This is a genomic window from Myxococcus sp. AB025B, from assembly GCF_006518215.1.
In the GTDB taxonomy this organism is placed as follows: domain Bacteria; phylum Myxococcota; class Myxococcia; order Myxococcales; family Myxococcaceae; genus Myxococcus; species Myxococcus fulvus.
In genome coordinates, this window is record NZ_SRLW01000222.1 from 1 (window position 1) to 17,057 (window position 17,057).

A 17,057-nucleotide genomic window follows, 5' to 3' on the forward strand; every position below is an offset into this window, starting at 1 on the left:
GCGTGGGGGGAGGGTTCCTCATCGTCCCGGCGCTGGTGCTGTTGGTGGGGCTGCCGATGAAGCAGGCGGTGGGGACCAGCCTGCTCGTCATCGCGCTCAACTCGCTGGTGGGCTTCGCGGGCTACCTCGGCCATGTCGAGGTGCCCTGGGGCGCGCTGGGTGTCTTCACGGCCATCGCCGTGGCCGGCATCCTGACCGGCACCTGGGCCTCCCACTTCGTGTCCCAGGCCACGCTGAAGACGGCCTTCTCCGGCCTGCTCGTGGTGATGGGCGTGTTCATCCTCGTCAAGAACCGCGAGGCCCTGATGAGCGTGGGCGAGGTGACGCCCACGTCCGTCGGCGCGGCGGTGACGGGCACGCCTCGGAGCTCGGGCGAGCACTAACGGCGCGGTCCGCGAGCGGCGTCATGGTGGGCGGCGTGGTGCGATGCAAGCCGCTCAGTTCCTCCCGTAGACGCGGCGCCGCTGGAAGCGGAAGAACCCCGCGGCCTCCTCGCGCGCGAGCGTCGGTGCCTCGTGGCCGAAGTACTGCTCGCGCAAGGAGCCCAGTTCGGCGTCCAGGGACTCGGTCTGCCCGAGCCGCGAGAGCAGCGCCTCTCGCGCCTTCATGTACGCGAGCCCTTTCTCCCAGCGGGCATCCTTGTACACATCCTCCGCGGCTTTGCGTGCAACCTGCTCTTCGGAGTAGCCCATGCGTCGCCGGATGTCCGCGAGGGCGGCCCGTCGTTCCTCGACCGGCATCCCGACGAGGTGGGCCTGCACCGGCTCGAGCCGGAGGAACAGCTCCGTCGCTTGAGAGCGCACCAGCTGCGCCTCCGTCTTTCGCGGGTCCACGCCAGCGATGGTGGACAGCCGGTCGAGGAACACTGCCTGCTGAGCCTCGAGCGAGAGCCTCGGGTCCACGTCGAGGAGCTCGCGTCGCTTCGCCTCCTCCTCCTGGCTGAGGGCCTGCGCCTCCTGCATCCAGCGCGCGGACACCTCGGCGGTCGGGTCCTTCTGCGTCGGTCCGGAGTCCTGCCTGACGGTCCGCCGAGGCGCTTCCCCAGGGGACGACACCGGAGCGGGCACGGGCCGCGACACATCGGCCTGTGCGACTGGCGCGTCCCCACCTCGGACGAGGGAGAACGCGCCAGCCGACAGGAGGGCGCCGGCCGCGAGAAGGACGATGATGTTCCCGCGCCGACCGAGCATCAGAGCCGCGGCTCCAGCTTGGCCCAGATGAGGTTGGCGATCTTGTTCGAGCCCGAGGTCGTCGGGTGGACGCCGTCGGCCTTGATGTCGGCGTTGGTGATGGCCGAGCGGGGGTCGACGAAGTCGCAGTCGACGACGGCGTTCGCGCACGCGGTCCCGAGAATCTGGTCTCCGTAGTCGACGGCCTGGTCGAGGTCGCTGGCGTTGAGGAGCCCGAACTTGGTGCGGTAGTAGCCGAGGTAGACGACGTCGGTGACGCCGCTGGTCGACATGTCGTTCAGCAGGTCCGCGACCTCGACGTAGATGTCGTCGATGTAGTCCTTGCAGCTCTGCGACAGGCGACCGAACTCATACCACTGCGTCTTGCAGTTGTACGGGTCGGCGAGCGCGATGGTGGGGATGAGGATGTCATTGCCGCCGCCATCCATCACGACGATGTGGCTGTTCGGATTGTCGGACTCGGCGAGGTCGAACTGGCCACGGACGGAGGGGGTGATGACGCCACCCTCGATCTCCGCGCCGGAGGTCGTGTAGTTGCGGAACGTCCCACCCGCCTTGGCGTGGAGGGCGGTCTGAATCTCCCCCGAGAGCGCGAAGATGGAGTCGCCCAGGAACACGACGTTGTTGTTGTTCGCGTTGGTGATCCACGGGGCGCTCATGAGCTGACCGAGGCCGCAGCCGACCAGCAGCATGGGCGTCGTGACGACGAGGGCTTGTGCCCACCGGGGCAGACGCGCACGACCAGAGACTTGGAACGCCTTCATATGGTTCCTTCCCGTCAGCAGGGCTCACCCGCCGACGTGCCGTTTGGGGATACGTCCGTGATTGCTCCGTCCTCCGGACTTTCCGGATGACGTCCGATTCGCGCACAGGATTGATTCGGAAGTCAAAGCTGAAAATTGCCAATAAGCCGCAAGGACGACCCTGCGATAAATTTCCAGAACTGTTGGGCTGGACCTGTTCGCAGCGTGAAACATGTATCCGTGTGACAGGGCCGCGAGTGGAGCCACGAGTCCGTGGTTCAACGCCTTCCGGCATCACGGCAAGCAACGGTTCGGCTCCGACGACGGCTTCGGCTCCGGCGACGGGTGCTCAACGCCTTCCGGCATCACGGCGAGCAACGGCATCATCACCGCCGCGAAGGACGCGGGCGAGATTGGGTGCTCAACGCCTTCCGGCATCACGGCGAGCAACGGGCTAAGTGGACAACCCTTCGCGACGACTTCAACCGGTGCTCAACGCCTTCCGGCATCACGGCGAGCAACGGCGGAGAAGGTTGCGGAGTACAAGACCAACCTGCGCCGCTGGAGGTGCTCAACGCCTTCCGGCGTCACGGAGAGCAACGGGCTTCGACCCCTCGGTCTACGGCATCATGAGGGAGATGATGTGCTCAACGCCTTCCGGCATCACGGCGAGCGGCGGGAAAATCGTCGCGGCGGTCAACAGCATCACTACTTGCGGCGGACGCCTTCCCCTGGAGAGCGCTCGGCGCCCGCTCCGCTGCGGGAGGCCCATTCGCTGGGTTCTGGTCGTGGCCCGGCCTCGTCGCGGAGGATGGAGACCTTTCCCGCTGGGGGCTGGATGAGGATGCATCGCGCTGCCGCGCTGCTGCTGGTTTGGCTGACGGGCTGTGCTTCGGGGCGCGTGGTGCGCCTGGAGACGAGCCGGGGTCCACCGGTCGTCTTCACTCCTCACAGCGGCGAAGCCGGCCCGGTGGAGGTGGAGCGGCGCGAGTTCAAAGAGGCCGTGGCCCGACTGGCGCGGCACATGCGGCCCGCGGCCAATCCCCAGTGGGCCGCACGGGACCTCTTGGGCGTGGAGGCTCGCGGCGGCGCGTACCTCTTCAACCCGCGCACCCGGCAGATGACGCCGCTGGAGAAGGCGGCACTGACCTCCGACATGCCGCCAGCGGAGGAGGAGTTGACGCGGGCATATCTGCGCTGGTGCGAGCGCACTGGGCGCAAGGGCGACTGTCTACGCCTGTTGGTGGACAGCTCCACCGTGACCGGCGATGGACGCTATGCGTTGGCCATGGCCATGGCCCAAGGCGTGGTCCTGGAAGAAATGTTGGACGCCTTCAAGGGAATGGCCGACCCGCACGCGGCGCTGTCGGCGGCGCTGTGGACCCTCACCCTCTATCTGGTCCTCTGGTCGGTGCCCGAGCCCGTGAGCAAGGGCCTGGCTGCTGTGATGACGGCAACAGCCATTGCCTACCTGGGGGTGGACACCTTCTGGACGCTGGTATTGGGCTTCAAACGGCTGGTGGAAGAGGCAGACCGGGCGACCACGTTTGACGAACTGCGCGACGCGGGCGATCGCTACGGAAAGGTCATGGGGCAGAACGCGGCACGAGCCTTCGTGCTGCTGGCGACGGTGGCTGTGGGGAACACGGCGGCGGGCTTCGCTAACAAGGTGCCCACGCTGCCCGGTTCAGCGCAGGCGGCGGCGCTGGCCGGGGGCCGCGCGGGCATCCGCCTTGCCGCCGTGGGAGAAGTGGGAGCAGTGGCCGTGTCAGGCGAGGCTGTCACCGTGGCTCTGGCTCCGGCCGCGGTGGCCATGACCGCGCAGGCCATGGGGGGCGCGGCAGCCGCTCCGGTGGACGCGGAGGGCCACAACCACCACATCGCGACGGACAAGTGGTGGAAGTCCACGAACAACGCAGGACCGTGGTCGCCTCAGTTCCAGAAGATCTTCGACAAGGCGGGCATGTCGCTGAACGAGCCGGCCAACATCGTCCGTATCAAGGGCCACAAGGGGCCCCACCCACAGGAGTACCACGAAGCAGTCTTCCAACGCCTGTCTGACGCAACGGAGGGGTGCCGCACCCTGCAGAAATGCCGCGAGGCACTCACTGCGGAACTGCGCGACCTCGCCGGGGAAATCGCCACGCCAGGGAGTGACCTCAACAGACTGGTGACGGGGACCTAGGACCACCACAATGGGTCCCATGCCCATGCGGTACTACGACCTGAAGGACGACATGAGCATTCGGGGGCGCTGGTTGCTCGGCACCCCTACGGATGCTCAAGGACGAGAGGTGGACGACCCGTGGATGTTCTATCGGGGCCAGCGACTCCCGGACCCGGGCCCCTTGAAGCTCCCCATCAATGTCCCCGGCAGGGCGCTCGACTTCTCGCGGGCGGCGTTCGCGGCCCCGGTGGTCCACACCCGAGTGGCGTCCGCCCTCTCGGGACTTGCTCCCGAGGAAGTGCAGTTCCTACCCGTGGAGATTGAGGGCCAGCCTGAGCCGTTCGTCATTCTCGTGGCGACCCAGCTCATCCAGTGCATTGACGAGCGAGCATCCAGGCTCGTCAGGAAATGGACCCCGGAGGATGGACGGCCCGAGAAGCTGGGGAAGTACCGGGACGTGCGTGGCATGCGCATCGACCCCGCGCGGGTAGGTGACGCCAAGGTTTTCCGTCCCCAGGGCTGGGCTATCGTGCTGATTGTCCGGGAGGACATCAAAGACGCCTTGGAAAGCATGGGAGCCACCGGGGCGACGTTTGAAGAAGTCTAGTGGGCGAGCCCCTGGGTTCCGTGGGGTTGCTCGGCGCGGGCACCGGCAGCCAGCACTCACCGGTGGGACTCGGCGCTGACACGGGCCACCACTACGCGCCGGGCCAGCTTCATGGCCCCGAGGTGTTGCTCGGCGTGCGTTCGGGCTGTCTCCGCATACAGGATAAGCTCCTCGGTCCCGTGCTCGCGGTCATCAAGGATCGCGTCCTCGCGTGCTCAACGCCTTCCGGCATCACGGCGAGCAACGGACGCAGATGCGAATAGAAAGTACATGATTGATTTGAGTGCTCAACGCCTTCCGGCATCACGGCGAGCAACGGGAGGCGGCCGCCAAGGCGAAGTTGATGGGCTCCATCGAGATGTGCTCAACGCCTTCCGGCATCGAGGCGAGCAACGGCCCCAACACGGGGGGCGATCATGGTGTGATCGGCGCTCAACGCCTTCCGGCATCACGGCGAGCAACGGCGACAGACAGGGGTTGCTGTGCGTGTTGTGGACGAAGTGCTCAACGCCTTCCGGCATCACGGCGAGCAACGGAGGACATCTTCCTCGTCTCACCTGTCGAGCAACTGTGCTCAACGCCTTCCGGCATCACGGCGAGCGGCGGCCCCTGCCCGGCTACACGGTCGTCAACGACCGCTGCCTTTGCTCAACGCCTTCCGGCATCGCGGCGAGCGGCGGGTCCACCACGTCGTGCGCCTCTCCCCCGAGGGACAGTGCTCAACGCCTTCCGGCATCACGGCGAGCGGCGGAGTCCAAGGACGCGGAGCCCTTCGTCCAGATGCTCGAGTGCTCAACGCCTTCCGGCATCACGGCGCGCGGCGGCTGGAAGCGGTTTGAGGTCCGGGACGGCGCGCTGTGCTCAACGCCTTCCGGCATCACGGCGAGCGGCGGAACGAACGCGCCGAGTACGGGTCGCTGACGCCGAGGTGCTCAACGCCTTCCGGCATCATGGCGAGCAGCGGCCGCTCGCGCTCGCGACGGACAATCACTTCTTGCAGTGCTCAGCGCCTTCCGGCATCACGGCGAGCGGCGCCAGCAGCGCGGGGCGTTCCTCCGGCACGTGGACGCCACGTGCTCAACGCCTTCCGGCATCACGGCGAGCGGCGGGTGACCCGGAGAAGCACTTCGAGCCGATGTGCGTGCACACGTGCTCAACGCCTTCCGGCATCATGGCGAGCAGCGGCCCAGCGCGCTCAATCATCGAGCGCTGCATCCTCGTGCTCAACGCCTTCCGGCATCACGGCGAGCGGCGGAGGAATGATCTGGAGTCTGCTGGACATCCGGAACGGTGCTCAACGCCTTCCGGCATCTCGACGCGCAGCGGACCGTGGGCTAGTCGAAGGAGCGCTGCTGGCACCAGAGCTCAACGCCTTCCGGCATCTCGGCGAGCAACGAGCGCAGCGGGCGCGGGCGTCGAAGGGGCAGGCCCGCCAGCTGTGCTCAACGCCTTCCGGCATCTCGGCGAGCAACGGTGCTAATTAAAAGTGGACGACTTCTAGGTGCGCCGCGTGTGCTCAACGCCTTCCGGCATCACGGCGCGCAACGGTCGTCCACCTGTGCCGTCCCACGCCGCAGGAGCGGTGCTCAACGCCTTCCGGCATCACGGCGAGCGGCGGCGTCGGGCCAGCGAACTCGCCTGTGAGCTGGAAGCCAGGTGCTCAACGCCTTCCGGCATCATGGCGAGCAACGGCACCGTCGTCCTGTTCCGATATCTGTAAAGGAGTGGCAAATGGTGCTCAACGCCTTCCGGCATCACGGCGAGCGGCGGCGTGCAGCCGTTGCTGCGCATCAGCGGCACGCCCACGGCGTGCTCAACGCCTTCCGGCATCACGGCGAGCGGCGGAAGGACGTGGTGCACGCACGGCGAGCCAACCAGTACGCGTGCTCAACGCCTTCCGGCATCACGGCGAGCGGCGGCGGGAAATCAGCATCAGCTTACGTTCGTCCATGGGTGCTCAACGCCTTCCGGCATCACGGCGAGCGGCTGACGCCCATCTACGCCGCGAGCCCCAACGCGCTCACGCGGTGCTCAACGCCTTCCGGCATCACGGCGAGCAACGGATCCCCGATGATCGCGTGTACACCTGCTCGGCTGGCACGTGCTCAACGCCTTCCGGCATCACGGCGAGCGGCGGCAAGCTCGAGTTCGAGCGCCCCCCGAGGTGGATGCCATGTGCTCAACGCCTTCCGGCATCACGGCGAGCGGCGGGACCGTGGTGCCTTCGAGGATGCGGAAGAAGCACGGTGCTCAACGCCTTCCGGCATCACGGCGAGCGGCGGCCTGCACAAGGTAAGGGGCCACATTACTACATTCTCTGGTGCTCAACGCCTTCCGGCATCACGGCGAGCGGCGGCGATCACGACCCTCGTGCAGATGGACCCGGACTGGGAGGTGTGCTCAACGCCTTCCGGCATCACGGCGAGCGGCGGTCGTGACGCCCGACCTCTCCGCTAGCGGCACGGAGTGATCAACGCCTTCCGGTATCACGGCGAGCGGAGGAAGTGACCTCTCTGGTCAACCCTCGTGGTGGGTGGATCAAGTGCTCAACGCCTTCCGGCATCACGCCGAGCGGAGGCATCACCGTTCAGGAGGACTTCAAGCCCGAATGCTTCGTGTGCTCAACGCCTACCGGCATCACGGCGAGCGGCGAAGTCTCTCTCGAAACGCCAAACGCCTATTCATCTGACAAAGAGCGCTTCGTCGAACCATGGGCGGACGCTGTTCATCCGCCACATGCATCCCGTGAGGAGCGTCACGCCGCATTCGTGACGCTCCCAGAAGGAATTCCTCAGGCGCCGTCCACCAGGAGCCTGAGCAGCTCGTCGCGACGCTCCTGGAGCTTGGGGTTCCTCACCCACCCGCGAAGCGCCTCTGCGCACTCCTTCCGCGCCTCGCGCGACAGGGGCATCAACCTAGGTCGCCACTGCGCGTCGAAGTCCTCGAGCACCTTGCGCTGCTCCGTCTTCGCCGCCCGCTGCGCCTCCCCCCACGCCTTGAACGCGTCGCGCTCCGGTGACGGCCGAGACACCACCCGCGGCGCGGCGACGACCACGCTCCCCTCGGGCACCAGCCGCCCGTATCCCGCGGCCGTCTTGCCCCCCACGCCAAAGTCACGCAGCGCCTCGCACAACCGGTCCGCGGCCCAGCGCAACAAGCGGAGCGTCTCGTCGTCCGCCCCCGGGGCCACGCTCAGCGCCACGAGGAAACGTCCACCAGGGCGCACCGACAGGAACTCCACCGGGTTCGGTGACTCGTAGTCGTTGGGCCACGACTCCGCCTTCCCGTACCAGCCCCGCTGGTGCACCGTGAGCACATCGCGGGCCAGCGTCCGCGGCCCTTTCTTCGTCTCCTTGTCCCAATCGGACACCCACGGCGCGTCGTGGAAGAGGACCTGCCCCACGCTCGCCTTCCGGCCGAGCCGTTCGTCCCCTGGCACACCGAACAGCCGACGACACGCCTCCGCCACCTCGGCGGGCTCGAAGCTCGCGCGCAGGTAGGCCGCGAGCACGCCCTTGAGCGAGGAGCCCGGAATCACCGGCACGCCCCAGGTGTGATGCAGCGTCAGCCCCACCCCCGTCGGCGAGGCATTCCCGTGCCCCGCCAGGAGCCGCCCCGTCGCCCGCATCTCCACGGAGGCCGTGTGCCACTGCGTCAGCGAGCCGCGCCACCGGTGGTACGCCACCCCGTAGTGCTCCGGCTCCCTCGCCCCGTCCATCCAGCTCAACCACCTCCGCCAGGGTGAGCTGTTCTCATCCTTCGACGTGTCATCCTTCTGGGGCGCGTAGCGCTCATGGGCCAGCCCCGCGTGACTCGGGCCCGTCTCCTCGAAACGGGGAAGCGCGGCCAGGACCTCACGCACGAGGAGCCTCCTTGAACGTGGCCTGGACCGCGCGACGGAACCACACCACCAGCCGCAGCGTCTCGCGCGTGGCCAGCATGTACTCCTCCAGCCCCAGCTTCCGCACGGCGCCCGGCAGCGTCTCCCCCGTCAGCGCCGAGGACAACCCCGGCAGCCGCGCCTTGCCGAGCACCTTCGCCAGGTCCTCGAGCAGCACCATCGCGGCGTTCGGCTCCTTCGGGTCCCGCTCCCGCTCCAGGAACGTGAGCGCCGCGGCCAGCCCATCCCGCAGCACCGACGCCCCCAGGCCATGCACCCGCGGCTTGTAGTCGGGCCGGAGGTCCGAGGGGACCGCCGTCACACGGGCATACGCATCCGTCGCCCGCTGCTGCTCTCGCGTCACGCCGCTCATCGCCGGGCCTCCGCGTCGCCCGCCGTCCACGACAACAGCCGACACCACCCACGCCCCACCGTCGCCTTGCCGCCCAACTGGAGCATCGTCCCCTGCCCGCCGAGCGCCGCGTCGAGCACCGCGCTCGCCGCCATCGCCTGCTTCGGACTCCAGGACGGGGACGCCGCCATCACTCCCATCAGCAGCGTCTCCGCCGGCAGGCTCTCCTCCGTCCAGAGATGCTTCTGCGCGGCCGTGCCCGTGTCCGGGTCGATGCTCACGCGGGTGTCCACCTGCATCGCCGTCTCCCACAGGAAGCTCATGGTCTCGTCATCCACGAGCACCAGGCGACGCGCGAGCGGCTCCCGCTCATCACCGGGCAGCGCGCGCTGGAGCGCCTCCGCCCAGGCCCCGAGCACCGCGTCGTCCACTGCGTCCACCTCCAGGTCCAGATCCTCGAGATAGACACGCGCCCCGTCCGCCTGCTGGTGAAGACAGACACAGGACTTCAACGAAGCCACCCGCGCGCGGTGCTTCTTCAGCGAGGGGACTGGCGGAGGCGCCTCACCGCCCCCCTTCCGTCCACCCCAGTCCCGACGCGCCAGCGTCAGCAGCAACGGCGACGTCACCAGCGCGAACGTCCCCACGAAGCTGCGCACCGGCAGCGCGAGCAGCCGCGCGTCGCCCACCACCAGCGCCCCCGCGTACTCGCTGGGCTCGTCCCCCTCGGGCCCGTTCTTCGCGCGCCGGGGGCCGAAGACCGCGTCGGTCCGGACGGTGTCGCGCGCGCTCGCGTCGCGCAGCACGCCCTTGAGCGACGAGCCGGGGATGATGGGGATGCCCGTGGAGCGCATCCGCATCAGCGGCAGGTCGATGACTCCCACGCTCTGCCCCGTGCCGACGTGCAGGGGGGACAGGGCTTGCAGCAGATAGGCTCGGCTTTCCATGCTCACGCTCCACACTCCGGGGGCAGTTCCCAGACGCCGGGCAACACCTGCCCGAGCGCCTCGTCGCGGCCGCCGCCCCACGAGGCCAGCCACAACGCGCGCAGCTCCTCGGTGGTGAACTGGCCCCCACCGACCTTCTCGAAGAAATAGACAGACCCCGCCGGCACCCACCGCCGCGTCGCCCGGGGCTGGCGCTTCACCATGTCCCACGCGGACACGTCCTGCGCCCGAGGCACCAGCGCCGCGCGCAACACCACCCGCCCCTCCACGCCAGGCAACGCGCCCACGTACTCGGGCTCGCCACCTTCCGCGCACGCGAAGCCATCCGGCAGCCACCCGCGCTCGAAGCTCGCGGGCGTCGCCAGCACCAGCTTCAAGCCCATCGAGGGCTCGGGCTGGAAGTCCTCGGGGCAGGCGAACAGGTCCACCGTCGAGCGCTCCACCTCCGTCAACCGCCTGCGGCCACCCAGCCCCAGCACGCCCGACGGGAAACCCGTCACCGCCTCGCCCTCGGGCTGCCTGCAGCGCACGCCCAGCGCCCACTCCACCGCGACCGGCGCCGCCGCGCCCTCGCGCTTCTCCAGGCGCAGCAGCTCCACGACCTGGCGCGAGTGCAGCATCGTGTCCTCCGCGGTCTGCTTGTCGGGCGCGATGGCTACGTGCAGGTCCGTGCGATGACCGGGGCCCGGAGTCGCCGGAGCCGCGAGGTCCTTGCGCAGAAGCCACGCGACCATGTCCGCCTCGGACCAGAACGCCGGCGCATCGCCCGAGGGCTTGCCCATCCGCCCCTCGTGGTCCGGTCGGGGATGCCACAGCGCCTCGCGCGCCCGGTCCTCGTCGGGGCCGAGCGAGGTGATGACGCCCTCCGAGTCGGGCCACCAGGGACGCAGTCGCTCGATCCGCGCGGGCTCGCCGTCCTTGCCCGCCACCACCACCGCGTCCGCGGGCGCGGGCCACATCCGGTGGCTCGGGGTGAAGGACGTCTCCCCCAGGTCGCGTCGCAAGGCGACGAACCCCGTCAGCGCGAGGCTCGCGGAGCGCTGCTCCCACGCCTCCGGCGTCAGCCGGACGCCCGGCCGGTTCGACATGAGGTCCTGTCCCCACGCGGCGCGCAGCGCGCCTCGCACCGTCGTCGGCAGCGGCCACGGATGCGAGTACCCGCGCCCCACTTCACTCGTGTACCAGCCGCGGCCATCCTTCACGGACAGCCCGTCGCGCGGCAGCAACGCGAAGCACTCCTCACTCATGCGCCACCTCCCTCTCTGAGCTCCAGTCCGCGACGCGAACGCTCGAGCGTCCCCGCCACCAACATCCGGTCCACCCACGCGAGCAGCTCCGCGTGGACCGTCTCGACACACTCCGGCGGCTCCTCCGCGAGCGCAGCCAGCCCCACGTCCGTCAGGGACAGGGCCTTGTCCTCCCGCTCACGGTCCTCGGAGTCGCGAGCCCGCCCCTCGGCGCGCGCCAGGATTCGCGACACCTCGGCCACCAGCACTGCCGCCTGTTCCTCCGACGACGTCTCTGCGGGGAAGCGACGCACCATCGTCTCCACCTCGTGCACCTTGCCCAGGGGCAGCCGGTCTCCTCCCAGCAGCGCCATGTCCTGGGACAGCCGGGCCAGCGGCTCCACGGCGGCGCCCTTCGGTGTCCAGCTCGCGGTCCACAGTCGCTCGCGCCCCGCATGCTTCGCCACGAGGACCGCGAGCGCGTCGCGCCCCGCGTCCTTCGCGGCCTTCTCCGCTCGACGCCCCAGGGCCAACAGCTGCCCCAAGCTCTCCATCACGTGGCCGATGCCCAGCCCCACCGACAGCGTGGGCACGGACGCTCCGCTGACAGGGGCCAGGTGCTTCGAGAAGGCGGCCGCCAGCGCCCGGGCACACTGGAGCGCGTCCGCCGGACACACGAAGGCCAGGACGTCATCGCCCCCCGCGTAGACGAGCATCCCGCGGTAGCGCGACTGGACGATGTCTCGCGCCTCCGCCGTGAAGCTCGCGAGCGCGTGGGAGACACGGCGGTGCGCCTCGATGCCCCCGTGCTCCGCCAGCCGTCGGAGCAGCTCCCCCATCCGGTCCCCGTCGGCGACGAGGCAGGCCACGTAGGGGTACGGCGCCACGGACATCGCCGCGAGCAGCGGGCGGATGTGCTCATCCGCGAACCGCTCGGCCTCCTGCTTCGCCGCCTTGGGGTCCTCACTCCACTCCGTGAAGTACGGACGCCAGCGGTCGGGAAGCAGGAGCTGGCCATCGAACGGGAAAGCGTTCACCCACGCCAGGTCCGTCCGGTACACCGACGTGAACCCGCGATGGTCCGCGCACGCGCCTCGCAGCGCGGAGAGCTTCGGGCCGTGCTTCTTGCTCGCCGTCTCCAGCCACGCCGCCAGCCCGATGCTCGGCACCGGCACGAACTGGTCCGGCTCGCCACCCGCGCGCTTGAGCAGCCCCAGCGCGTCCAACTCCTCGCGCTCACCGATGCGCAGCCGCTTCCACTCGCCACTCCGCGGACGCTCGCGCTTCAGCACCGACGCGCGTCCACCGTCGAGGCTCGACTTGTGCGTGCCCGCCGGAGGCGCCTGGGTCCAAGCCCTGAACTCGCGCAGCCCCCGGCGAGCCTCCAGCGCGGCCTCGGCCTCCTCGAGGGCCGTCAGGTAATCACCGTCCTCCATCGGCGCCCAGGCCGCGTGGAACTCCAGGAAGGTGTCGAGCTGCTCGTCCGCCCACGCGTCCGCGCCCTCCGCGAGCAGCGGCCCGCCGCGCTCTCGCACGCGCACCCACTGTTCGCGCAGCGTGGCCCGAGCCGCCTTGCGCGCCGCGCGGGCCACCTCGGCCGCATCACCCTTCACCACCGCGAGGACCTTGTTGGGGAAGCCCTTCACGGCCTCGGCGTCGGCCAAGGCCTGGTCGGTCCTGGTGACACGCCCCGAGGGCTTCGGCGCCGCCGCGTCGAGCTGCTCCGGATGCGGGAAGATGAGCTCGGCGCCCGCGTCTCGGAGCGCGCACGCCATGGCGCGGCTCAAGGAGGAGAGCAGATAGCTGCCGAACCACAGGTCGCGCGTGCGTCGGGCCTGGGCGATGAAGCCCTGCACCGGGCCGACCTTGAGCACGAGCACATAGGACTGAGTCGTCATCGGCTTACGCCTCCCGAGCCTTCTTCGTGTCACGCAGCCAGTTGAAGAACGCCTCGCGCAGGGACGTCACCTCGCGCAGGGGCGTGAAGAGCGGTTGGTCGTCCTTCGCGCGCAGCACGTCGAAGTCCGCGCGCGTGGCTTCGAGGGGACGGTTGGACTGCACCAGGAGGACCTTGCCGCCCTCGGGGTAGCCGCGCTCGAGCCACAGCGCGATGGGCTCGAAGCGGCCGTTGGCCAGCGGCATCGCCTTGACGATGAGCGGCGAGGCCAGGCGGTCCTTCGGCTCGCGCTCCCGGTCTCGCACCCACTGGAGCTGCATGTGCTTGGGCTCGGCGGGGACGTGGTTGTCCTTGGAGTCCCGCTTCCCCTGCTGGAAGTGGACGACGATGGGCAGCCCGAAGCCCGCGCGTGGCCACGCCGGAGTCCTCGAGTACGCCGGGCGCGGCGCGTGCTCCTCGGGATAGGTGCGCGCGTGGTGACGAATCTTGTCCGCCTCCGGCCAGTTGGAGCGGCCCGCGCGGTTGTCTCCCGTGGGGCTCGGGTTGCGAGCACGCGCGCCCTGGATACCCGCGGTGCCCTGGCGGAACGCGCGCAGCCAGCCCAGCGCCTCCAGCCAGGCCTTGCTGCCATCGACCGTGGACTCGTCCCGAGGCCCCCGAAGGAGCCACGCGCCGCGCAGCAGGGGCAGGTCGCGCGGAGCCCCCGCGAGCTCAGGCTGGAAGAGGGGCACATCGCCGAAGAGCCGGCGCAGCTCGGCGCGCGTGGCGCTCTTCGGCAGCCATTGCCGACACTGCTCCTCCGTGGCGAATGTCACCGTGCCGCAGCCACGACGGGGCCGTGAGCCATACCCACCGAAGAGCACCCACGCGCGCAAGGCGTGACGGACCTCGTCGGACAGCGCGCCCTCCGGAGCGCTGACCTCCAGCGTGAAGCGCAGCCCCGGCTTCCACCGAGGCGCGGCCTCACCATTCTTCGGAGCACGAGCGGGCCAGAGCGCATAGGACTGCTCCTCGCCCAACGAGATGTCATCCGGGTCCTGCGCGGAGACGGTGACGGCGCGCACGCACAGGTCCACCTGGGAGCGACAGGGCTTCTCTTCGCCCAGCGTCATCCCGCCCCACAGCTCGCGCTCACGCCGGGCCAGCTCGAGCCGCTGATGCTCGCCGTAGGCATGGCCATACAGCGCGCGCCACCAGAAGCGCAGGTGTCCGCGCAGCGTGGGCACTCGGATGGAGTCCACCTCGGAGAGCTGACGCGGGACAGGCGCGCCCCCGAGGATGGGCGTGACGGTCTTCAGGTCCACGGTGAAGGTCTCTCGCCGAGGCCCCGTGGGCAGTCTGCGCCTGGGGCGCGGGTCCTTGGATGGCTCGGGCAGGTTCAAAGAATCAGGGCACACCTCGGCTCCTCCTCGACCCGCCAGGGCAGGACGGTGATGGGGGTGAAGACATGGGGCGACCTCGCCCACGGGAAAGGGCGCACGGCGCGCGGACGGACTCCGAGCGGCCATGGGCGGCGGAGCGCTCCCGGTGGTGGTGGATGAAGCGTGGGCTGGGGCGTCGGTGCACATGTCCACCGAGGAGGACGCCATCGCCGCGCGCCCCCCTCGCGGCCCCGTGCGTTTTTCTCCTGTGCGTCCAACCCTACCTGACGGATGTCAGACCTGGATGCTACCTCTCAGGTACAACATGAAACCCATCTTCGACCTGGTGCTCCGGGGGCTCGTCCAGCGCCATCCAGCGCAGTTGCTGTTCCTGCTCTTCGGCGATGAGGCACCACGCTTCGTCCGCGCCGCGGACAGCAGCCTCCCCCAATCCGAGCGACGCGCGGACGCGGTGCTCGTCGTGGAGTCGGACTCGGAGCGCTTCGCAGTGGAGCTCGAGCTCCAGGCACAAGCAGACCCGGACTTCGCACGGCGGCTCCTGGACTACACCGTGCGCGTGCACCTGCGCGAGAACCTCCCGGTGTTGCCCGTGGTCATCCTCGTGGTCCCCGAGGCCGAAGGTATCCGCCCACCCTACGTCATCCGCTGCCAAGGACAGCCGCGACTCACCTTGGATTTCCTGGTGGTCCGGTTGTGGGAGGTGGACTTCTCGCAGCCGGCCCTCCAAGCCGCCACGCCGCTGTTGCCACTCTCCGTCCTCGATGCCCGAGCAGGGCCCGAGCGAGCGACCTGGGCGGAGACACGCATCCGACAGGCCACCGACCTTTCTCCACGGGAGCAGATGGACTTGCTCGTCGTCCTGGGTACCCTGACGTCACGCCGCTTCGGAAGTGAGCAGCTCACTTCATCGTTGAGGAACATCATGATGGACTCGCCTTTCTGGGATGAACAGCGCGCGCTGGAGCGCGCCCGGGACCGAGCTCGGACGCTCATCAACTTTGCGCGCGTCCGGGAGCTGACGTTGCCCCCGGATTCACAGGAGCGACTGGCGGCACTGGGCGAAGCCGCGCTGGACCAGCTCATCATCCTCGCCTTCTCCCACCCGGACGCGGCGCTGCGCACCCTGCGCGACGCGACCCGGCCCCTATGACTTCCGAGCGCAGCCGTGGCGAAGACATCAAGCCTTCAACAGCGCGCTGAGTCGCTCGACCATTCGCCCCTGCTCGTCCACGGTCGAAACCGCCTCATACAGTGCCTCGAGCCAGTCTTCTCCCTCGCCCAGCGCATAGGCCAGGGAGGCAAAGGCACGGGCCTTCGAGAACATCTCCAGGGCCTCGGCCTCCGCGCTCCCGTCCTCGTCGCACCGGGAGAGATACGCCTCATCAAGCTGCGCGGCACGTTCAGCCAGCTCCCGTCGCAGGGTGGGCGTCGCTGAACCGCCACTCCGGATGGATTCCAGCGCACGGCTGGCGAGAGGGTCCATCACCCTGGAGTGACTCAACCCCATCTCACAAGCCGCCACCAAGGCCGCACGTCGGTTCGAGGATGGGGCTTGCAAGAAGACTTCCGCGAATCCGCGAGCGACAGCATCCAACCGATAGCCCTTCTTCACCGACCCACTCCTTTCAGCGCAGGGCCAGTCTGCCGTCGCCTACGCCGGGCTCGCCAGCTCCCTCGGGCCGCGCTGCCAGCTCCCCACGCCGACACGCAGGCGCGTGGGCAGGAACAGCCCGCACCCCATGTGCCGCCGTCCGCCCATCCCCTGCTCCTGCAAGGTCACTGAAGCGCACGCGGACAGGTTGCTCAGCGTCAGCCCGTACCCAATCACCTTCTTCCCCGCGATGCGCACCACGCGCCGCCGCCCCACGTGCACGGTGGCCTCGCACTCCAGCGTCGTCAGGGTCCGCTGCACCGCGCTCCGGAAGCTCGCGTCATCCACCGCGTTCTTGAACGTCACCAGCCGCGAGGACAGGGACACCGGCGCCTCCAGCGGAAATACCCGGGGTGCCCCCAGCGTCACCTCGCCCCCGCCCACTTCAATCGCCGAGCCGCCCAAGGGCATCCACACCGGCAACGCCTCCGTCGGGCACCGCACCCGCAGCGTCCCATGCCCCACCAGCAGGCTCTTCCCGCTCGCCCGCGTCCCCCGCAGGTTGAAGATGCCGACGTCCTTGCGCTCATGCAGCCCCGGCAGCCGGTGGGACAGCGCCGAGAACAACGCATACCCATGGTCCAACGGAACCCCACCGCCTCGCGCGGGGTAGACGAGGTCAATCACTGACATGTTCATCCTCGATGGCCCCGCCACGACGGGACCGGCCTGCGGGGAAGTCCTCGTCCGCCACCCTGGACGAAGGGGTACTCAGGTGATGGCACCCACCCACGCATGGAACGCCGGCGCGACGCCACGGGCCATACCTCTCGAAAGGCAGCCCAGGCACGTCCGATGCTCGGAAAGCAGGGGTCATCACGCAGCTCCACCCAGGAAGACGCCAACGCCACGTCGTCCCCTCGCGCCCCCTCGCTTTTTTCACCGGCCCCGCTCAGCGCCCTCGCCGCTTCGAGGCCCGCGCCGCCCCCTTCGCGCGTGGCTTCGGCGCCGCGTCCTCGCCTCCCTCCTGGAGCGCGATGCGCCGCGCGACCTCCGCCGCCGCGCGGACCTGCGG

General features: G+C 69.3%; 14 protein-coding genes and 2 CRISPR repeat arrays. Of the genes, 4 read left to right on the forward strand and 10 right to left on the reverse strand.

The window, feature by feature from the left end; translation table 11 throughout:
- Positions 1-383 (forward strand): sulfite exporter TauE/SafE family protein (locus FL311_RS30015; protein WP_228557168.1); only part of this gene is annotated, 383 nt, incomplete at its 5' end.
- Positions 384-437: 54 nt separating this feature from the next.
- On the opposite strand, the gene FL311_RS30020 is transcribed toward FL311_RS30015, so the two are convergent.
- Complete coding sequence (locus FL311_RS30020; RefSeq protein WP_141330463.1) at positions 438-1,190, reverse strand: hypothetical protein; 753 nt, start codon at positions 1,188-1,190, stop codon at positions 438-440.
- Positions 1,190-1,954, reverse strand: a complete 765-nt coding sequence (locus FL311_RS30025) for an SGNH/GDSL hydrolase family protein (RefSeq protein ID WP_228557169.1) — start codon at positions 1,952-1,954, stop codon at positions 1,190-1,192. Before FL311_RS30025 ends, FL311_RS30020 begins: the two co-directional genes overlap by 1 nt.
- Positions 1,955-2,206: 252 nt before the next feature.
- A CRISPR array of direct repeats spans positions 2,207-2,612; the repeat unit is 37 nt; unit sequence GGTGCTCAACGCCTTCCGGCATCACGGCGAGCAACGG.
- Between the two features lie 165 nt (positions 2,613-2,777).
- Between FL311_RS30025 and FL311_RS30030 the strand changes: the two genes are divergently transcribed.
- Together FL311_RS30030 and FL311_RS30035 are read left to right on the forward strand one after the other, a co-directional pair.
- Entirely contained in the window at positions 2,778-4,118 is a 1,341-nt protein-coding gene (locus FL311_RS30030) for an AHH domain-containing protein (RefSeq protein ID WP_368668597.1), read from the forward strand.
- Positions 4,119-4,143: 25 nt separating this feature from the next.
- Positions 4,144-4,707: a DUF1629 domain-containing protein gene (locus tag FL311_RS30035; protein ID WP_368668598.1), complete on the forward strand. Its 564-nt coding sequence runs from the start codon at positions 4,144-4,146 to the stop codon at positions 4,705-4,707.
- Between the two features lie 211 nt (positions 4,708-4,918).
- A CRISPR array of direct repeats spans positions 4,919-7,360; the repeat unit is 31 nt; unit sequence GTGCTCAACGCCTTCCGGCATCACGGCGAGC.
- A gap of 138 nt (positions 7,361-7,498) precedes the next feature.
- On the opposite strand, the gene cmr6 is transcribed toward FL311_RS30035, so the two are convergent.
- From cmr6 to FL311_RS30065, 6 genes are read right to left on the reverse strand one after another with little or no spacing between them, the layout of a single operon-like run.
- Positions 7,499-8,569, reverse strand: coding sequence for a type III-B CRISPR module RAMP protein Cmr6 (cmr6, locus tag FL311_RS30040; protein ID WP_141330469.1), 1,071 nt, complete (start codon positions 8,567-8,569; stop codon positions 7,499-7,501).
- On the reverse strand, positions 8,562-8,960 hold the full coding sequence (locus FL311_RS30045) for a type III-B CRISPR module-associated protein Cmr5 (protein ID WP_141330471.1): 399 nt from the start codon (positions 8,958-8,960) through the stop codon (positions 8,562-8,564). The genes cmr6 and FL311_RS30045 overlap by 8 nt, the downstream gene beginning before the upstream one ends.
- Positions 8,957-9,886, reverse strand: a complete 930-nt coding sequence (gene cmr4, locus FL311_RS30050) for a type III-B CRISPR module RAMP protein Cmr4 (protein WP_141330473.1) — start codon at positions 9,884-9,886, stop codon at positions 8,957-8,959. The genes FL311_RS30045 and cmr4 overlap by 4 nt, the downstream gene beginning before the upstream one ends.
- Positions 9,887-9,888: 2 nt before the next feature.
- On the reverse strand, positions 9,889-11,133 hold the full coding sequence (locus FL311_RS30055; protein WP_141330475.1) for a type III-B CRISPR module-associated Cmr3 family protein: 1,245 nt from the start codon (positions 11,131-11,133) through the stop codon (positions 9,889-9,891).
- Positions 11,130-13,010, reverse strand: a complete 1,881-nt coding sequence (cas10, locus tag FL311_RS30060) for a type III-B CRISPR-associated protein Cas10/Cmr2 (protein ID WP_141330477.1) — start codon at positions 13,008-13,010, stop codon at positions 11,130-11,132. The genes FL311_RS30055 and cas10 overlap by 4 nt, the downstream gene beginning before the upstream one ends.
- A gap of 4 nt (positions 13,011-13,014) precedes the next feature.
- The gene (locus FL311_RS30065; protein WP_228557170.1) at positions 13,015-14,406 is read right to left on the reverse strand and encodes an RAMP superfamily CRISPR-associated protein; all 1,392 of its coding nucleotides are present in this window, start codon (positions 14,404-14,406) and stop codon (positions 13,015-13,017) included.
- Positions 14,407-14,695: 289 nt separating this feature from the next.
- On the opposite strand from FL311_RS30065, the gene FL311_RS30070 reads away from it, so the two are divergent.
- The gene (locus FL311_RS30070) at positions 14,696-15,541 is read left to right on the forward strand and encodes a hypothetical protein (RefSeq protein ID WP_141330481.1); all 846 of its coding nucleotides are present in this window, start codon (positions 14,696-14,698) and stop codon (positions 15,539-15,541) included.
- Positions 15,542-15,568: 27 nt separating this feature from the next.
- On the opposite strand, the gene FL311_RS30075 is transcribed toward FL311_RS30070, so the two are convergent.
- Both FL311_RS30075 and cas6 read right to left on the reverse strand, forming a co-directional pair.
- Entirely contained in the window at positions 15,569-16,003 is a 435-nt protein-coding gene (locus tag FL311_RS30075; RefSeq protein WP_141330483.1) for a hypothetical protein, read from the reverse strand.
- A 39-nt stretch (positions 16,004-16,042) separates the two neighbouring features.
- A complete protein-coding gene (gene cas6 / locus FL311_RS30080) occupies positions 16,043-16,675 on the reverse strand; it encodes a type I-MYXAN CRISPR-associated protein Cas6/Cmx6 (RefSeq protein ID WP_141330485.1) in 633 nt (210 codons plus the stop codon).
- Between the last annotated feature and the right edge of the window lie 382 nt (positions 16,676-17,057).